The organism is Stenotrophomonas ginsengisoli (genome assembly GCF_001431485.1).
In the GTDB taxonomy this organism is placed as follows: Bacteria; Pseudomonadota; Gammaproteobacteria; order Xanthomonadales; family Xanthomonadaceae; genus Stenotrophomonas; species Stenotrophomonas ginsengisoli.
The window spans coordinates 1-16,766 of the sequence record NZ_LDJM01000037.1; the positions used below are offsets into that span (position 1 = coordinate 1).

The 16,766-nt window shown below is 61.9% G+C and carries 13 protein-coding genes and 1 tRNA gene; all 14 read left to right on the forward strand.

All coding sequences use genetic code 11. The annotated features are described in order from the left end of the window. Window positions 1–426: EF-Tu C-terminal domain-related protein (locus ABB30_RS13285; protein ID WP_245626505.1), on the forward strand; the 426-nt coding region annotated here is incomplete at its 5' end. A 122-nt stretch (window positions 427–548) separates the two neighbouring features. Beyond that, window positions 549–624: transfer RNA gene (locus tag ABB30_RS13290), tRNA-Trp, on the forward strand. Window positions 625–676: 52 nt separating this feature from the next. Beyond that, window positions 677–1,081 (forward strand): preprotein translocase subunit SecE, encoded by a 405-nt coding sequence (gene secE, locus ABB30_RS13295; RefSeq protein ID WP_057638807.1) that lies wholly within the window; start codon window positions 677–679, stop codon window positions 1,079–1,081. Window positions 1,082–1,091: 10 nt separating this feature from the next. Continuing rightward, window positions 1,092–1,652, forward strand: coding sequence for a transcription termination/antitermination protein NusG (nusG, locus tag ABB30_RS13300; protein ID WP_057638808.1), 561 nt, complete (start codon window positions 1,092–1,094; stop codon window positions 1,650–1,652). A 200-nt stretch (window positions 1,653–1,852) separates the two neighbouring features. Continuing rightward, on the forward strand, window positions 1,853–2,281 hold the full coding sequence (gene rplK / locus ABB30_RS13305) for a 50S ribosomal protein L11 (RefSeq protein ID WP_057638809.1): 429 nt from the start codon (window positions 1,853–1,855) through the stop codon (window positions 2,279–2,281). 5 nt (window positions 2,282–2,286) lie between these two features. Next, the gene (gene rplA / locus ABB30_RS13310) at window positions 2,287–2,985 is read left to right on the forward strand and encodes a 50S ribosomal protein L1 (protein WP_057638810.1); all 699 of its coding nucleotides are present in this window, start codon (window positions 2,287–2,289) and stop codon (window positions 2,983–2,985) included. A gap of 342 nt (window positions 2,986–3,327) precedes the next feature. Continuing rightward, complete coding sequence (rplJ, locus tag ABB30_RS13315) at window positions 3,328–3,861, forward strand: 50S ribosomal protein L10 (RefSeq protein WP_057638811.1); 534 nt, start codon at window positions 3,328–3,330, stop codon at window positions 3,859–3,861. Window positions 3,862–3,930: 69 nt separating this feature from the next. Further along, window positions 3,931–4,296: a 50S ribosomal protein L7/L12 gene (gene rplL, locus ABB30_RS13320; protein WP_057638812.1), complete on the forward strand. Its 366-nt coding sequence runs from the start codon at window positions 3,931–3,933 to the stop codon at window positions 4,294–4,296. A gap of 315 nt (window positions 4,297–4,611) precedes the next feature. Next, the gene (rpoB, locus tag ABB30_RS13325) at window positions 4,612–8,802 is read left to right on the forward strand and encodes a DNA-directed RNA polymerase subunit beta (RefSeq protein ID WP_057638813.1); all 4,191 of its coding nucleotides are present in this window, start codon (window positions 4,612–4,614) and stop codon (window positions 8,800–8,802) included. Window positions 8,803–8,892: 90 nt separating this feature from the next. Beyond that, the gene (gene rpoC / locus ABB30_RS13330; RefSeq protein WP_057638814.1) at window positions 8,893–13,131 is read left to right on the forward strand and encodes a DNA-directed RNA polymerase subunit beta'; all 4,239 of its coding nucleotides are present in this window, start codon (window positions 8,893–8,895) and stop codon (window positions 13,129–13,131) included. Between the two features lie 223 nt (window positions 13,132–13,354). After that, on the forward strand, window positions 13,355–13,729 hold the full coding sequence (gene rpsL / locus ABB30_RS13335) for a 30S ribosomal protein S12 (protein WP_057638815.1): 375 nt from the start codon (window positions 13,355–13,357) through the stop codon (window positions 13,727–13,729). Window positions 13,730–13,739: 10 nt separating this feature from the next. Continuing rightward, window positions 13,740–14,207 carry a 30S ribosomal protein S7 gene (gene rpsG / locus ABB30_RS13340; protein ID WP_057638816.1) on the forward strand — a complete coding sequence of 156 codons (468 nt, stop codon included), beginning with the start codon at window positions 13,740–13,742 and terminating at the stop codon, window positions 14,205–14,207. 139 nt (window positions 14,208–14,346) lie between these two features. Further along, the gene (fusA, locus tag ABB30_RS13345) at window positions 14,347–16,488 is read left to right on the forward strand and encodes an elongation factor G (protein ID WP_057638817.1); all 2,142 of its coding nucleotides are present in this window, start codon (window positions 14,347–14,349) and stop codon (window positions 16,486–16,488) included. A gap of 60 nt (window positions 16,489–16,548) precedes the next feature. Next, on the forward strand, window positions 16,549–16,766 hold a 218-nt coding region (locus tag ABB30_RS13350), incomplete at its 3' end, for a GTP-binding protein (protein ID WP_239502993.1).

Below are 16,766 nucleotides of genomic sequence, written 5' to 3' on the forward strand. Positions count from 1 at the left end.
ACCACCGTCACCGGCGTGGAGATGTTCCGCAAGCTGCTGGACCAGGGCCAGGCAGGCGACAACGCCGGTCTGCTGCTGCGCGGCACCAAGCGTGACGACGTCGAGCGCGGCCAGGTTCTGGCCAAGCCGGGTTCGATCAAGCCGCACACCGAGTTCGTGTCCGAAGTCTACGTTCTGTCCAAGGACGAGGGCGGCCGTCACACCCCGTTCTTCAAGGGCTACCGTCCGCAGTTCTACTTCCGTACCACCGACATCACCGGCGCCATCGAGCTGCCGGAAGGTGTGGAAATGGTGATGCCGGGTGACAACGTCAAGATGACCGTCACCCTGATCAACCCGGTGGCAATGGACGAAGGCCTGCGCTTCGCCATCCGCGAAGGCGGTCGTACCGTCGGCGCCGGCGTGGTTGCCCAGATCACCAAGTAAGTACTTGGTAAAAACATCAAGGTGGCAGTTCTGCTGTCACCCTTGATGTGCAAGAGGTGGTGCCGGGCTCCGTCCCGGCCCACATCCCGCCCAGGCGGGGGTTGTAAACGCATCAAGCGCATACGCCAGTAGCTCAATTGGCAGAGCAGCGGTCTCCAAAACCGCAGGTTGGGGGTTCGAGTCCCTCCTGGCGTGCCACTTGCGACTCACATCCGGTGGCTCCGTCGCCACCCACACAGTCAAGAGTCGGATGAACAGCAAGATCGAGCACGACAATGCCGCCACTGGTGGCGATATCGCTAAATACGTAGCGGCCGGCGCTTTGCTGGTCGCAGGCCTGTTTTTCTGGTTCTGGTTTTCTGCTCCTGAACATGCTGCCCAGCTGGGCGCGTGGTCCTCGCAGATCCGTGGACTGGCAGTCATCATCGGCCTGCTGGCTGGTGGCGCGGTCTTCATGCTGACCGCCCTGGGTCGTTCGACCAAGGAATTCCTTTCCGAATCCCGTTTCGAGCTGCGCAAGGTCGTTTGGCCGACGCGTCAGGAAGCGATCCGCATGACCTGGGTCGTGGTCGTGGTCGTGATTGTCCTGAGTCTGCTGCTGGGCGGGTTCGATTTCATCATCCAGAAGCTCACCCAGTGGATTTTGGGGCGTTGAGGAAAACACAATGAAGCGTTGGTACGTCGTTCACGCCTACTCGGGTTTTGAAAAGTCTGTTGCCCAGGCACTGCGTGACCGCATTGCGCGTGAGGCGATGGAAGAGCGTTTCGGTGAAGTGCTGGTCCCCACTGAAGAAGTGGTGGAAATGCGTGCTGGCCAGAAGCGTCGTTCCGAGCGCAAGTTCTTCCCGGGTTACGTGCTGGTCCAGATCGAGACCCACGAGGAAGCCGGTATTCCGCGCATCGACAACGAAAGCTGGCACCTGGTCAAGGAGACCCCGCGGGTGCTGGGCTTCATCGGCGGCACCGCCGATCGTCCGCTGCCGATCCGTGACGAAGAGGCCGCCACCATCTTGGATCGTGTCCAGGAAGGTGTGGAGAAGCCGCGTCCGAAGGTGCTGTTCGAGCCGGGTCAGATGGTGCGTGTCATCGATGGCCCGTTCAACGACTTCAACGGCGTGGTGGAAGAGGTCAATTACGAAAAGAGCCGTCTGCGCGTGGCTGTGCTGATCTTCGGTCGTTCGACCCCGGTCGAGCTGGAGTTCGGTCAGATCGAGAAGCAGTCCTGAGCCATTGTTCGGCTGTTGTTGTGGATTGATCTGAAAAAGTTGTTATACTTGGCGGCTTACCCCATTTTGGGGTGCTTGCTGAGCCGAGAGGTCGCCGCAAGGCGGCCTTTCCTGTATGCAAGACGCGATGCCGGGACGCGCGTGATTCCCGGCCCGATGGGGAGCCTGTGTCGTAAGGCGTCAGCACCCGGAGAATAATCATGGCTAAGAAAGTAATTGGCTACATCAAGCTGCAGGTAAAGGCCGGTCAGGCTAACCCGTCGCCGCCGGTTGGTCCGGCCCTGGGTCAGCGCGGTCTGAACATCATGGAGTTCTGCAAGGCATTCAATGCTGCAACCTCCAAGCTGGAGCCGGGTCTGCCGACCCCGGTGATCATCACCGCCTACTCCGACCGTACCTTCACCTTCATCACCAAGAGCACCCCGGCTACCGTGCTGCTCAAGAAGGCTGCAGGCATCACCTCCGGCTCGAAGAAGCCGAACACCGACAAGGTGGGCAAGGTGACCCGTGCACAGCTGGAAGATATCGTCAAGGCCAAGCAGCCGGATCTGACCGCTGCTGACCTGGACGCCGGCGTGCGTACGATCGCGGGCTCGGCCCGTTCCATGGGCTTGGTGGTAGAGGGTTAATCGACATGGCACAGACCAAGCGTGAGAAGGCCATCAAGGCCGCTATCGTCCCGGGCAAGGCTTACGGCTTTGACGAGGCGATCGAAATCCTGAAGAACACCGCCCGCGCCAAGTTCGTCGAGTCCATCGACGTGGCCGTGCGCCTGGGCGTTGACGCTCGCAAGTCCGACCAGCAGGTTCGCGGTTCCACCGTGCTGCCGGCCGGTACCGGCAAGACCGTCCGCGTCGCTGTGTTCGCACCGGCCGGTGCCAAGGCTGATGAAGCCCTGGCCGCTGGCGCCGATGCCGTGGGCATGGAAGACCTGGCCGAGAAGATGCAGGCCGGCGATCTGAACTACGACGTGGTCATTGCTACCCCGGACGCCATGCGCGTTGTCGGTAAGCTGGGCACCGTGCTGGGCCCGCGCGGCCTGATGCCGAACCCGAAGGTCGGTACCGTTTCGCCGAACCCGGCTGAAGCTGTCAAGAACGCCAAGGGTGGCCAGGTGCGTTACCGCACCGACAAGGCCGGCATCATCCACAGCACCATCGGCAAGATCGACTTCACCGGCGAAGACCTGAAGTCGAACCTGACCGCTCTGCTGCTGGACCTGATCAAGGCCAAGCCGGCTACCTCCAAGGGTACCTACCTGCAGAAGGTGTCGGTCAGCTCGACCATGGGCGGCGGCATCACCGTCGACCAGTCGACCCTGAACCTGAAGTAATTGCTTGATGGCCGTGGCGGCGTCCTGCGCCGCCGCGGCCCCTTTTGAAGGCAACTGGCTGACCCGCTCGCGGTGATGCCGGTAGCCGTCAAAGACCGCAGGCGCGGTGCCGGTCCGCCGGCATGGCTTAATCGACCACCTGGTCACCCTGCGTAGATGGTGTCGCCCTTCTGGAGTTTTTCTGGTTTTGCCGATCTGGGCTTGCCCGGGTCAGCTGCACCACTCCAGGTCCGGAACGACCACCAACGGAACATCGTTTGATGTTCCCGGCGTCCAGGATGGATGCTGTCTTGGACCGCACACGGCAGGAGCCGTAAGCGGAGTTTCACTAGGAGGAGTGCAATGGCTCTCAATCTGTCCCAGAAGCAAGAAGTAGTCGCCGAACTGGCAGACGTCGCCGCCAAGGCTCACTCCTTGATCGCCGCCGAATACGCTGGCACCACGGTCGCTCAGATGACCGCGATGCGCAAGCAGGCTCGTGAAACCGGTGTTTTCTTGAAGGTTGTCAAGAACACCCTGGCTGCACGCGCTGTTGAAGGCACCGAGTTCGCCGTGGCACAGGACCAGATGACTGGTCCGCTGCTGTACGCGTTCTCGATGGAGGAGCCCGGCGCTGCCGGTCGCCTGATCAAGGAAGCTGCCAAGGGCAACGACAAGCTGAAGGCGAAGGTCGTGGCAATCGGCGGGGAACTGTTCCCGGCCAGCCACGTTGAAGTGTTGGCATCGCTGCCGACTCGCGATCAGGCCCTGGCCATGCTGGCCCGCGTCCTGGCCGAGCCGGTCACCATGTTCGCACGCGCCGTCAAGGCTGTTGGCGAGAAGCAGGGCGGTGGCGAAGCAGCTGCCGAGCCGGCTGCCGAAGCCGAAACCGCTTAAGTTTCGACGTCCACGTCTGGGTTCCCCACCGGAACCTGAAATCCAGAATTCAATTCAAAGGTATTTAAAATGTCCCTTACCAACGAGCAGATCGTCGAAGCCATCGCCGAGAAGTCCCTGATGGAAGTGATGGAGCTGGTCAAGGCCATCGAAGAGAAGTTCGGCGTTTCCGCCGCCGCTCCGGTTGCCGTTGCCGCTGCCGGCCCGGCTGCTGCTGTTGAAGAGCAGACCGAATTCACCGTCACCCTGAAGACCGCTGGCGAGAAGAAGGTTGAAGTCATCAAGGCTGTCCGCGCCATCACCGGCCTGGGCCTGAAGGAAGCCAAGGACCTGGCAGAAGCCGGTGGCGTCCTGAAGGAAGGCGCTTCGAAGGACGAAGCCGAGAAGATGAAGAAGGACCTGGAAGCTGCTGGCGCGACTGTCGAAGTCAAGTAAGCACTCCATTGCGTCGCTATCGATTTATCGCAGCGATGCAGCCAAGGCTGGGGGCGTAAGCCCCCGGCCTTTGGTCGTTTCAAGCGGCAGTACGCTGCCGTGGCATGAAAAAGCCCAACGCGGGCTGCAGTCCTGGACCTGATGATCGGCAGCCTTCGGCGCCGGGCAGGGCAGTGAAGCAGACGAGTTGGCAGTTGCAAGCAGCTACAGAAGGCGTGCTGGTGCCGGCAATACCAGCGGCTTGGAACTGACAATTTCTAGCAAGTTCCCTTACGGGCCGTGGACGCACGACCCGCTCATTCAAGGTGAGACCCAATGACGTCATATTCGTTCACCGAAAAAAAGCGTATCCGCAAGGATTTCGGTAAGCAGCGTTCGATTCTGGAAGTGCCGTTCCTGCTGGCCATCCAGGTCGATTCGTACCGTGAATTCCTGCAGGAAGACCTGGAGCCGACCAAGCGTCGCGACATCGGCCTGCACGCTGCCCTGAAGTCGGTGTTCCCGATTTCCAGCTACAGCGGCAACGCCGCCCTGGAGTACGTCGGCTACAAGCTCGGCGACCCGGTGTTTGACGAGCGCGAGTGCCGTCAGCGCGGCATGAGCTACGGCGCGCCGCTGCGCGTCACCGTGCGCCTGGTCATCTACGACAAGGAGTCCTCGACCAAGGCGATCAAGTACGTCAAGGAACAGGAAGTCTATCTGGGCGAAATCCCGCTGATGACCGACAACGGTACGTTCATTGTGAACGGCACCGAGCGCGTCATCGTGTCCCAGCTGCACCGCAGCCCGGGCGTGTTCTTCGACCACGACCGCGGCAAGACCCACAGCTCGGGCAAGCTGCTGTACAGCGCCCGCATCATTCCTTACCGCGGTTCCTGGCTGGACTTCGAGTTCGACCCGAAGGATGCCCTGTACACCCGTATCGACCGTCGCCGCAAGCTGCCGGTGTCCATCCTGCTGCGCGCCCTGGGCTACAGCAACGAAGAGATGCTGGCCGAGTTCTTCGACGTCAACACCTTCCACATCGATCCGAGCGAAGGCGTGCAGCTGGAGCTGGTGCCGGAACGTCTGCGTGGCGAAACCCTGAACTTCGACCTGGCCGATGGTGACAAGGTCATCGTCGAGGCAGGCAAGCGCATCACCGCCCGCCACATCCGTCAGCTGGAACAGTCGGGCATCGCTGCCCTGGCCGTGCCGGACGAATATCTGGTCGGCCGCATCCTGTCCCACGACGTGATCGATGCCAACACCGGCGAGCTGCTGGCCCAGGCCAATGACGAGATCACCGACGACCAGCTGCAGGCCTTCCGCAAGGCCGGCGTGGATTCGGTCGGCACCCTGTGGGTGAACGATCTGGACCGTGGCCCGTACCTGTCCAACACCCTGCGCATCGACAACACCAAGACCCAGCTGGAAGCCTTGGTGGAAATCTACCGCATGATGCGTCCGGGCGAGCCGCCGACCAAGGATGCCGCGCAGAACCTGTTCCACAACCTGTTCTTCACCTTCGAGCGCTACGACCTGTCCACGGTCGGCCGCATGAAGTTCAACCGCCGTGTCGGCCGCAAGGAAGTCACCGGCGAAGCCGTGCTGTACGACAAGAAGTACTACGGCGAGCGCAATGACGAGGAATCCAAGCGCCTGGTCGCCACCCATGGCGAGACCTCGGACATCCTGGACGTGATCAAGGTCCTGACCGAGATCCGCAACGGCCGTGGTGTGGTTGACGATATCGACCACCTGGGCAACCGCCGCGTGCGTTCGGTCGGCGAAATGGCCGAGAACGTGTTCCGCGTCGGCCTGGTGCGCGTGGAGCGTGCGGTCAAGGAACGCCTGTCGATGGCAGAATCCGAAGGCCTGACCCCGCAGGAACTGATCAACGCCAAGCCGGTGGCTGCTGCAATCAAGGAATTCTTCGGTTCCTCGCAGCTGTCCCAGTTCATGGACCAGAACAACCCGCTGTCGGAAGTCACCCACAAGCGTCGCGTCTCGGCCCTGGGCCCGGGCGGTCTGACCCGTGAGCGCGCCGGCTTCGAAGTGCGCGACGTGCACCCGACCCATTACGGCCGCGTCTGCACCATCGAAACCCCGGAAGGCCCGAACATCGGCCTGATCAACTCGCTGGCCGTGTTTGCCCGCACCAACCAGTATGGCTTCCTGGAAACGCCGTACCGCAAGGTCGTGGACGGCAAGGTGAGCGACGAGGTCGAGTACCTGTCGGCCATTGAGGAAAACGAGTACGTCATCGCACAGGCCAACGCGCTGCTGGACAACAACAGCATGCTGACCGAAACCTTCGTGCCGTGCCGTTACCAGGGTGAGTCGCTGCTCAAGCCGCCGCATGAAGTGCACTTCATGGACGTCTCGCCGATGCAGACCGTATCGGTTGCAGCGGCACTGGTTCCGTTCCTGGAACACGATGACGCCAACCGCGCATTGATGGGCGCCAACATGCAGCGTCAGGCCGTGCCGACCCTGCGTGCGCAGAAGCCGCTGGTGGGTACCGGTATCGAACGTGCCGTGGCCCGTGACTCCGGTGTGACCGTCAACGCCCGCCGTGGTGGTGTGATCGAGCAGATCGATGCCGCCCGTATCGTGGTCAAGGTCAACGAGGAAGAGATCGTTGGCGATACCGATGCCGGCGTGGATATCTACCCGCTGATCAAGTACACCCGTTCCAACCAGAACACCTGCATCAACCAGCGTCCGCTGGTGAACGTGGGCAACGTCATCGCCCGCGGCGACGTGCTGGCTGACGGTCCGTCCACCGACATCGGCGAACTGGCCCTGGGCCAGAACATGCTGATCGCGTTCATGCCGTGGAACGGCTACAACTTCGAAGACTCCATCCTGCTGTCCGAGCGTGTGGTCGAACAGGATCGTTACACCACGATCCACATCGAAGAGCTGACCTGCGTTGCGCGTGACACCAAGCTGGGGCCGGAAGAAATCTCTGCCGACATCCCGAACGTGTCCGAGCAGGCCCTGAACCGTCTGGACGAATCCGGCGTGGTCTACATCGGTGCCGAAGTGCGCGCCGGTGACATCATGGTCGGCAAGGTCACCCCGAAGGGCGAAAGCCAGCTGACCCCGGAAGAGAAGCTGCTGCGCGCGATCTTCGGCGAGAAGGCTTCGGACGTGAAGGACAGCTCGCTGCGCGTGCCGCCGGGCATGGACGGCACCGTCATCGACGTGCAGGTCTTCACCCGCGACGGTATCGAGAAGGACAAGCGCGCCCGTCAGATCGAAGAATCTGAAATCAAGCGCGTCAAGAAGGACTTCGACGACCAGTTCCGCATCCTGGAAGGCGCCATCTACGCCCGTCTGCGCGGCGTGATCGTTGGCCGCGTTGCCAACGGTGGCCCGGGCCTGAAGAAGGGCGACAGCATCACCGACGCCTACCTGGACGGCCTGAAGAAGGCTGACTGGTTCATGCTGCGCATGAAGGACGACGACGCTGCCGAAGCGATCGAACGCGCCCAGATGCAGATCCAGATGCACGAGAAGGAATTCGAAGCCCGCTTTGCGGACAAGCGTTCCAAGATCACCCAGGGCGATGATCTGGCTCCGGGCGTGCTGAAGATGGTCAAGGTGTTCCTGGCCGTGAAGCGCCGCATCCAGCCGGGCGACAAGATGGCAGGCCGCCACGGCAACAAGGGTGTGGTCTCCAACGTGGTGCCGGTCGAGGACATGCCGTACATGGCCGACGGCAACACCGTGGACATCTGCTTGAACCCGCTGGGCGTGCCGTCGCGTATGAACATCGGCCAGATTCTGGAAGTGCACCTTGGCTGGGCCGCAAAGGGCCTGGGCAAGCGCATCCAGAAGATGATGGACGAAAAGCGCGCTGTGCTTGAACTGCGTGAGTTCCTGGGCAAGGTCTACAACCACGATGCGGCCAACGCCGGCAACCGTGTGGACCTGGATCAGTTCTCCGACGAGGAGCTGCTGAACCTGGCCAAGAACCTGACCGACGGCGTGCCGATGGCCACCCCGGTGTTCGACGGTGCCTACGAGGACGAAATCCGTCAGATGCTGGAACTGGCGTATCCGGATGAAGATCCGGAAACCGGTCTGCTCGGCTTCAATGCTTCCAAGACCCAGATGCAGCTGTATGACGGCCGCACCGGTGAGGCATTCGACCGCAAGACCACCGTCGGTTACATGCACTACCTGAAGCTGCACCACCTGGTCGACGACAAGATGCACGCCCGTTCGACCGGTCCGTACTCCCTGGTGACCCAGCAGCCGCTGGGTGGCAAGGCGCAGTTCGGCGGCCAGCGCTTCGGTGAAATGGAAGTCTGGGCACTGGAAGCCTACGGCGCGGCCTACACCCTGCAGGAAATGCTGACGGTGAAGTCCGATGACGTGCAGGGCCGTAACCAGATGTACAAGAACATCGTCGACGGTGAGCACGAAATGGTTGCCGGCATGCCGGAATCGTTCAACGTGCTGGTCAAGGAAATCCGCTCGCTGGGTATCAACATCGAGCTGGAAGAGCACTGAGCAGGTGGGCGCGGGGAGTGATCCTCCCCGCGCCACCAAAAGTGACCCCCAAGCCCCATCGATACGAATTCCTCCTTCTGGAGAAAACCAATGAAAGACCTGCTCAACCTCTTCAACCAGCAGCGCCAGACGCTGGACTTTGACGCGATCAAGATTGGCCTGGCTTCGCCGGAACTGATCCGCTCCTGGTCCTACGGCGAAGTGAAGAAGCCGGAAACCATCAACTACCGCACCTTCAAGCCGGAGCGTGACGGTCTGTTCTGCGCCGCCATCTTTGGCCCGGTGAAGGACTACGAGTGCCTGTGCGGCAAGTACAAGCGCATGAAGCACCGCGGTGTCGTGTGCGAAAAGTGCGGCACCGAAGTGACCCTGGCCAAGGTGCGCCGCGAGCGCATGGGCCATATCGACCTGGCATCGCCGGTCGCCCACATCTGGTTCCTGAAGTCGCTGCCCAGCCGCATCGGCCTGATGCTGGACATGACCCTGCGCGACATCGAGCGCGTGCTGTACTTCGAAGCCTACGTGGTGACCGAGCCGGGTCTGACCACCCTGGACCGTCGTCAGCTGCTGACCGAAGAGCAGTACATCCAGGCCCGTCAGGAGCACGGTGATGACTTCGACGCCGCCATGGGCGCCGAGGCCGTGTTCGACCTGCTGCGCACCATCGACCTGCAGTCGGAAATGATCCGCCTGAAGGAAGAGATCGCTTCCACCGGTTCGGAAACCAAGCTGAAGCGTCTGACCAAGCGCATCAAGCTGGTCGAAGCCTTCCTGGAATCGGGCAACCGTCCGGAGTGGATGGTGATGACCGTGCTGCCGGTGCTGCCGCCGGACCTGCGTCCGCTGGTGCCGCTGGACGGTGGCCGCTTTGCGACCTCCGACCTGAACGACCTGTACCGCCGCGTCATCAACCGCAACAACCGTCTGCGCCGCCTGCTGGAGCTCAACGCTCCGGACATCATCGTGCGCAACGAAAAGCGCATGCTGCAGGAATCGGTTGACGCCCTGCTGGACAACGGCCGTCGCGGCCGTGCCATCACCGGCACCAACAAGCGCCCGCTCAAGTCGCTGGCCGACATGATCAAGGGCAAGCAGGGTCGCTTCCGTCAGAACCTGCTGGGCAAGCGCGTCGACTACTCGGGTCGTTCGGTGATCACCGTCGGTCCGTACCTGAAGCTGCACCAGTGCGGCCTGCCGAAGAAGATGGCGCTGGAGCTGTTCAAGCCGTTCGTCTTCGCCAAGCTGCAGCGCCGTGGCCTGGCCACCACCATCAAGGCCGCCAAGAAGCTGGTCGAGCGCGAAGAAGGCGAAGTCTGGGACATCCTGGAAGAAGTCATCCGCGAGCATCCGGTGCTGCTGAACCGTGCGCCGACCCTGCACCGTCTGGGCATCCAGGCGTTCGAGCCGCTGTTGATCGAAGGCAAGGCCATCCAGCTGCATCCGCTGGTGTGTACTGCATTCAACGCCGACTTCGACGGTGACCAGATGGCCGTCCACGTGCCGCTCTCGCTGGAAGCCCAGCTGGAAGCGCGTGCGCTGATGATGTCCACCAACAACATCCTGTCGCCGGCCAACGGCGAGCCGATCATCGTGCCGTCGCAGGACGTGGTGTTGGGCCTGTACTATCTCAGCCGTGCCCTGATCAACAAGAAGGGCGAAGGCATGGTGTTTGCCAACACCAACGAAGTGAAGCGCGCCTACGACAACCGCGTGGTCGAGCTGCATGCCAAGGTCAAGGTGCGCATCACCGAGACCGTGCGTGACGAAGATGGCAACAAGACCAAGCAGACCTCCATTGTCGACACCACCGTCGGTCGTGCGCTGCTGAGCGAAATCATGCCCGAAGGCCTGCCTTTCGAGCTGTGCAACACCGAGATGAGCAAGAAGAACATCTCGCGCCTGATCAACCAGTCCTACCGTCGTCTGGGCTTGAAGGACACCGTGGTGTTCGCCGACAAGCTGATGTACACCGGTTACGCCTACGCAACCCGCGCCGGCGTCTCCATCGGTATCGACGACATGCTGATCCCGGATGAGAAGAAGGGCATCCTGGGCGAAGCCGAGCAGGAAGTGGTCGAGATCCAGGAGCAGTACCAGTCCGGTCTGGTCACCGCTGGCGAGCGCTACAACAAGGTCGTGGACATCTGGTCGCGCACCAACGAGCGCATTGCCAAGGCGATGATGGAAACCATCGGTACCGAGAAGGTCGAGGACGCCGAAGGCAAGCTGGTCGACCAGAAGTCGATGAACTCGCTGTACATCATGGCCGACTCCGGTGCACGTGGTAGCCAGGCCCAGATCCGTCAGCTGGCCGGTATGCGTGGCCTGATGGCTCGCCCGGACGGCTCGATCATCGAAACCCCGATCAAGGCGAACTTCCGCGAAGGCCTGAACGTGCAGGAGTACTTCAACTCCACCCACGGTGCCCGTAAGGGTCTGGCCGATACCGCGCTGAAGACCGCCAACTCCGGTTACCTGACCCGTCGTCTGGTCGACGTGGCCCAGGACGTGGTGATCACCGAAGTGGACTGCGGCACCGTCGAAGGTCTGATCATGACCCCGATCGTGGAAGGCGGCGACGTGGTCGAGCCGTTGAAGGACCGCGTGCTGGGTCGTGTCGTGGCCGAGGATGTGTTCCTGCCGGGCAACGACGAAGATCCGATCGTCACCCGCAACACCCTGCTCGATGAAGCCTGGGTGCAGACCCTGGAAGACGCCGGCGTGCAGACCATCAAGGTCCGTTCGACCATCACCTGTGAGTCGGCCTTCGGCGTGTGCTCGCACTGCTATGGTCGCGACCTGGCCCGCGGTCACATCGTCAACATCGGCGAAGCGGTCGGCGTCATCGCCGCCCAGTCCATCGGTGAGCCGGGTACCCAGCTGACCATGCGCACCTTCCACATCGGTGGTGCCGCATCGCGTGCCGCTGCGGTGGACAACATCACCATCAAGACCACCGGCTCGGTCAAGTTCAACAACCTCAAGTTCGTTGAACAGGCCAGCGGCAACCTGGTGGCGGTGTCGCGTTCGGGCGAAATCTCGGTGCTCGACCCGCACGGTCGTGAGCGCGAGCGCTACAAGCTGCCCTACGGTGCCACCATCAATGCCAAGGACGGTGCCGAGGTCAAGGCTGGCCAGACCGTGGTCAACTGGGATCCGCACAACCACCCGATCGTGTCGGAAGTGGCCGGTTTTGTGCGCTTCATCGACTTCGTTGACGGCATCACCGTGATCGAGAAGACCGATGAACTGACCGGTCTGGCATCGCGTGAAATCACCGATCCCAAGCGTCGTGGCTCGCAGGGCAAGGATCTGCGTCCGCTGGTGCGCATCGTCGATGGCAAGGGCAATGACCTGACCATTCCGGGCACCGACATGCCGGCCCAGTACCTGCTGCCGCCGCGTTCGGTGGTCAACCTGCAGGACGGTGCCCCGGTGGGCGTGGGCGACGTGGTTGCCAAGATCCCGCAGGAAGCCTCCAAGACCCGCGACATCACCGGTGGTCTGCCGCGCGTGGCCGACTTGTTCGAAGCCCGTCGTCCGAAGGACCCGGCCATCCTGGCCGAGCGTTCGGGTGTGATCAGCTTCGGCAAGGACACCAAGGGCAAGCAGCGCCTGATCATCAAGGATGCTGACGGTGGCGAGCACGAAGAGCTGATTCCGAAGTACCGTCAGGTCATCGTGTTCGAAGGTGAACACGTGGGTCGCGGCGAAACCATCGTGGACGGCGAGCCGAGCCCGCAGGACATCCTGCGCCTGAAGGGTGTGGAAGAGCTGGCCCGTTACCTGGTCAAGGAAATCCAGGACGTGTACCGCCTGCAGGGCGTGAAGATCAACGACAAGCACATTGAAGTGATCTCGCGCCAGATGCTGCGCAAGGTGGAAATCACCGACGCCGGCAACAGCAACTTCCTGGCCGGTGAGCAGACCGAGCGTCAGCGCGTGGTCGAGACCAATGCCAAGCTGATCGCCCGTGGCGAGCTGCCGGTGCAGTTCGATCCGGTCCTGCTGGGCATCACCAAGGCATCGCTGGCCACCGAGTCGTTCATCTCGGCAGCCTCGTTCCAGGAAACCACCCGCGTGCTGACCGAAGCGGCCGTTCGCGGCACCTCGGACAACCTGCGTGGCCTGAAGGAAAACGTGATCGTCGGTCGTCTGATCCCGGCCGGTACCGGTCTGGCCTACCACAGCGCCCGCCGCAAGGCCGGCGGTCTGACCGAGTCGGAAATCCAGACCCTGTCTGGCGTTCAGCCGGCAGCCGAAGAAGTGGTTGCCGCGGTGGAGCCGGTCCAGGTCGAGGCCGATCAGGCCCCGGCAGGCGAAGAGTAAGACTGGCCGGCCCTTTGCGGGGCCGGTCCGCTGTTGCTGACCAGGATGGGCCGATGGCCTGTCCTGGCCAGGAGTGGCAAGCGGGGCAGGGCACGGCGACAAGACGTCGGTTGACGTGGCTTTGCCAGACCCGGTACAATTTTCCGTCTTGGTGGGTCAAAAATCGACCTGCCTTCATTCTTAACGCACAGGCCCTTGTGGCCTCAATCAGAAGAAACCACTGATGGCGACGATTAACCAGCTGGTCCGCAAGCCGCGGCAGGCGACCACTTACAAGAGTGCCTCCCCGGCACTGGACAACTGCCCGCAGCGCCGTGGCGTTTGCACGCGCGTTTACACCACCACCCCGAAGAAGCCGAACTCGGCACTGCGTAAGGTCGCCAAGGTTCGCCTGACCAACCAGGAAGAGGTCATCAGCTACATCGGCGGTGAAGGCCACAATCTGCAGGAGCACTCCGTGGTCCTGATCCGTGGCGGCCGAGTCAAGGATCTGCCGGGTGTGCGTTACCACACCGTGCGCGGTTCGCTCGATGCCGCCGGCGTCGCCAAGCGTCGCCAGGCTCGTTCCAAGTACGGCGCAAAGCGTCCGAAGGCCTAAGGAATAGATCATGTCCCGTAAAGGTAATACCCCGCAGCGTTCGGTCCTGCCGGATCCGAAGCACAAGAGCGAAACCATCGCCCGTTTCATCAACATGGTCATGCTGAGCGGCAAGAAGTCCGTCGCCGAGAAGATCGTGTACGGCGCCATGGATGTCATCGGCGAAAAGAACCCGAACGCCATCGAGCTGGTGCAGAAGGCTCTGGACAACGTGGCTCCGAACGTCGAAGTCAAGTCGCGTCGCGTCGGCGGTGCCACCTACCAGGTGCCGGTCGAAGTGCGCGCCTCGCGCAAGATGGCCCTGTCCATGCGTTGGCTGATCGACTCGGCCCGCAAGCGTGGTGAAACCACCATGCCGAAGAAGCTGGCTGCTGAACTGCTGGATGCCTCGGAAAACCGTGGCGGCGCCATCAAGAAGCGCGAAGAAACGCACCGCATGGCGGAAGCGAACAAGGCCTTCGCACACTACCGCTGGTGATTGTTGCGGCCCCGCTGTGGCGGGGCCGTCACCCTTCGGGGTGTCCCAGTGTGAGGCGCGTCCAGCGCGCCCGTTAATCCGAAGGCCGCCGCAAGGCGGCGTTCGGCCATCCGAAATCCTGTAAATCTGAGAGGCTCCCGTGGCCCGTACCACTCCTATCGAGCGTTACCGTAACTTCGGCATCATGGCCCACATCGATGCCGGCAAGACCACCACGTCCGAGCGCATCCTGTTCTACACCGGCAAGAGCCACAAGCTGGGTGAAGTGCATGACGGCGCCGCCACCATGGACTGGATGGAGCAGGAGCAGGAGCGTGGCATCACGATCCAGTCCGCTGCGACCACCGCGTTCTGGAAGGGCATGGACAAGTCCCTGCCGGAGCACCGCTTCAACGTCATCGACACCCCCGGGCACGTTGACTTCACCATCGAAGTGGAGCGCTCGTTGCGCGTGCTCGACGGTGCCGTGTTCGTGCTGTGCGCCGTCGGTGGCGTGCAGCCGCAGTCGGAAACCGTGTGGCGCCAGGCCAACAAGTACCAGGTCCCGCGCATCGCGTTCGTCAACAAGATGGACCGTACCGGTGCCAACTTCTTCAAGGTCCGTGACCAGCTGAAGGCCAAGCTCGGCGCCGTGCCGGTTCCGATGCAGATTCCGATCGGTGCCGAAGACAACTTCAAGGGTGTGGTTGACCTGCTGAAGATGAAGGCCATCGAATGGGATGACGCTACCCAGGGCATGACCTTCAAGTACGTCGACATGCCGGCCGAGTTGGTGGAGCAGGCTGAAGAAGCCCGCACCTTCATGATCGAGACTGCTGCCGAAGCGTCCGAAGAGCTGATGGAAAAGTACCTGGGCGGCGAAGAGCTGGCCGAGGCCGAAATCATCAGCGCCCTGCGTACCCGTACCCTGGCGACCGAAATTGTCCCGATGTTCTGTGGCTCGGCCTTCAAGAACAAGGGCGTGCAGGCGATGCTGGACGGCGTGATCCAGCTGCTGCCGTCGCCGGTCGATGTGCCGGACATGAAGGGCGTGGACGTCGATGACGAAACCAAGGAGCTGACCCGCAAGTCCGACGACAAGGCTCCGTTCTCGTCGCTGGCCTTCAAGATCATCACCGACCCGTTCGTCGGTTCGCTGACCTTCTTCCGCGTCTACTCCGGCGTCCTGAACGCTGGCGACCAGGTGCTGAACTCGGTCAAGAACAAGAAGGAACGTATCGGCCGCGTGCTGCAGATGCACTCCAACAACCGCGAAGAAATCAAGGAAGTGTTGGCTGGTGACATCGCCGCGGCTGTGGGCCTGAAGGACACCACCACCGGTGACACCCTGTGTGCCATCGATGCTCCGATCGTGCTCGAGCGCATGACCTTCCCGGAGCCGGTGATCTCGATGGCTGTCGAGCCGAAGACCAAGTCCGACCAGGAAAAAATGGGTCTGGCACTGGGCCGTCTGGCTCAGGAAGATCCGTCGTTCCGCGTCAAGACCGACGAAGAGTCTGGCCAGACCATCATCTCGGGCATGGGCGAACTGCACCTGGACATCATCGTTGACCGCCTGAAGCGCGAGTTCAACGTGGAAGCCAACGTTGGCAAGCCGCAGGTGGCTTACCGCGAAACCATCCAGATGGCAGACGTCAAGTCGGATTACAAGCACGCCAAGCAGTCCGGTGGTAAGGGTCAGTACGGTCACGTCGTGATCGAAATGTCCCCGATCACCGACGCAGACCGTGCCGATCCGAAGATCGCTCCGCTGATCAAGGACGATTTCCTGTTCCTGAACGAAATCACCGGTGGTGTCATTCCGAAGGAATTCATTCCGTCGGTTGAAAAGGGCCTGCGCGAAACCATCACCTCCGGCCCGCTGGCTGGCTTCCCGGTGGTGGACGTCAAGGTCAAGCTGGTGTTCGGTTCTTACCACGACGTCGACTCCTCGGAAATGGCGTTCAAGCTGGCCTCCTCGATGGCCTTCAAGCAGGGCTTTGCCAAGGCCAAGCCGGTTCTGCTGGAGCCGATCATGAAGGTCGAAATCGTCACTCCGGAGGAATACCAGGGTGATGTCATGGGCGACGTGAGCCGTCGTCGCGGCGTTCTGCAGGGTTCGGGCACCACCGGTGACGGCTCGGCCAGCATCATCAATGCGATGATTCCGCTGGGCGAAATGTTCGGTTACGCCACCGCTCTGCGTTCGCAGACCCAGGGTCGTGCGACCTTCACCATGGAGTTCGACCACTACGAGCCGGCTCCGAACAACATCGCCGACACCGTGATCAAGAAGGGCTGAGCGTAAGCTCAGCTCCTTTATCCCAACTTTTTTCTTTCGCTTACTTGAAGGTATACAAACATGGCCAAGGGCAAGTTTGAACGCACCAAGCCGCACGTGAACGTCGGCACCATCGGTCACGTCGATCACGGCAAGACCACCCTGACTGCTGCGCTGACCAAGATCGGCGCCGAGCGCTTCGGCGGCGAGTTCAAGGACTACTCCTCGATCGACGCGGCTCCGGAAGAAAAGGCTCGCGGTATCACCATTTCGACCGCCCACGTCGAATACGAATCCGA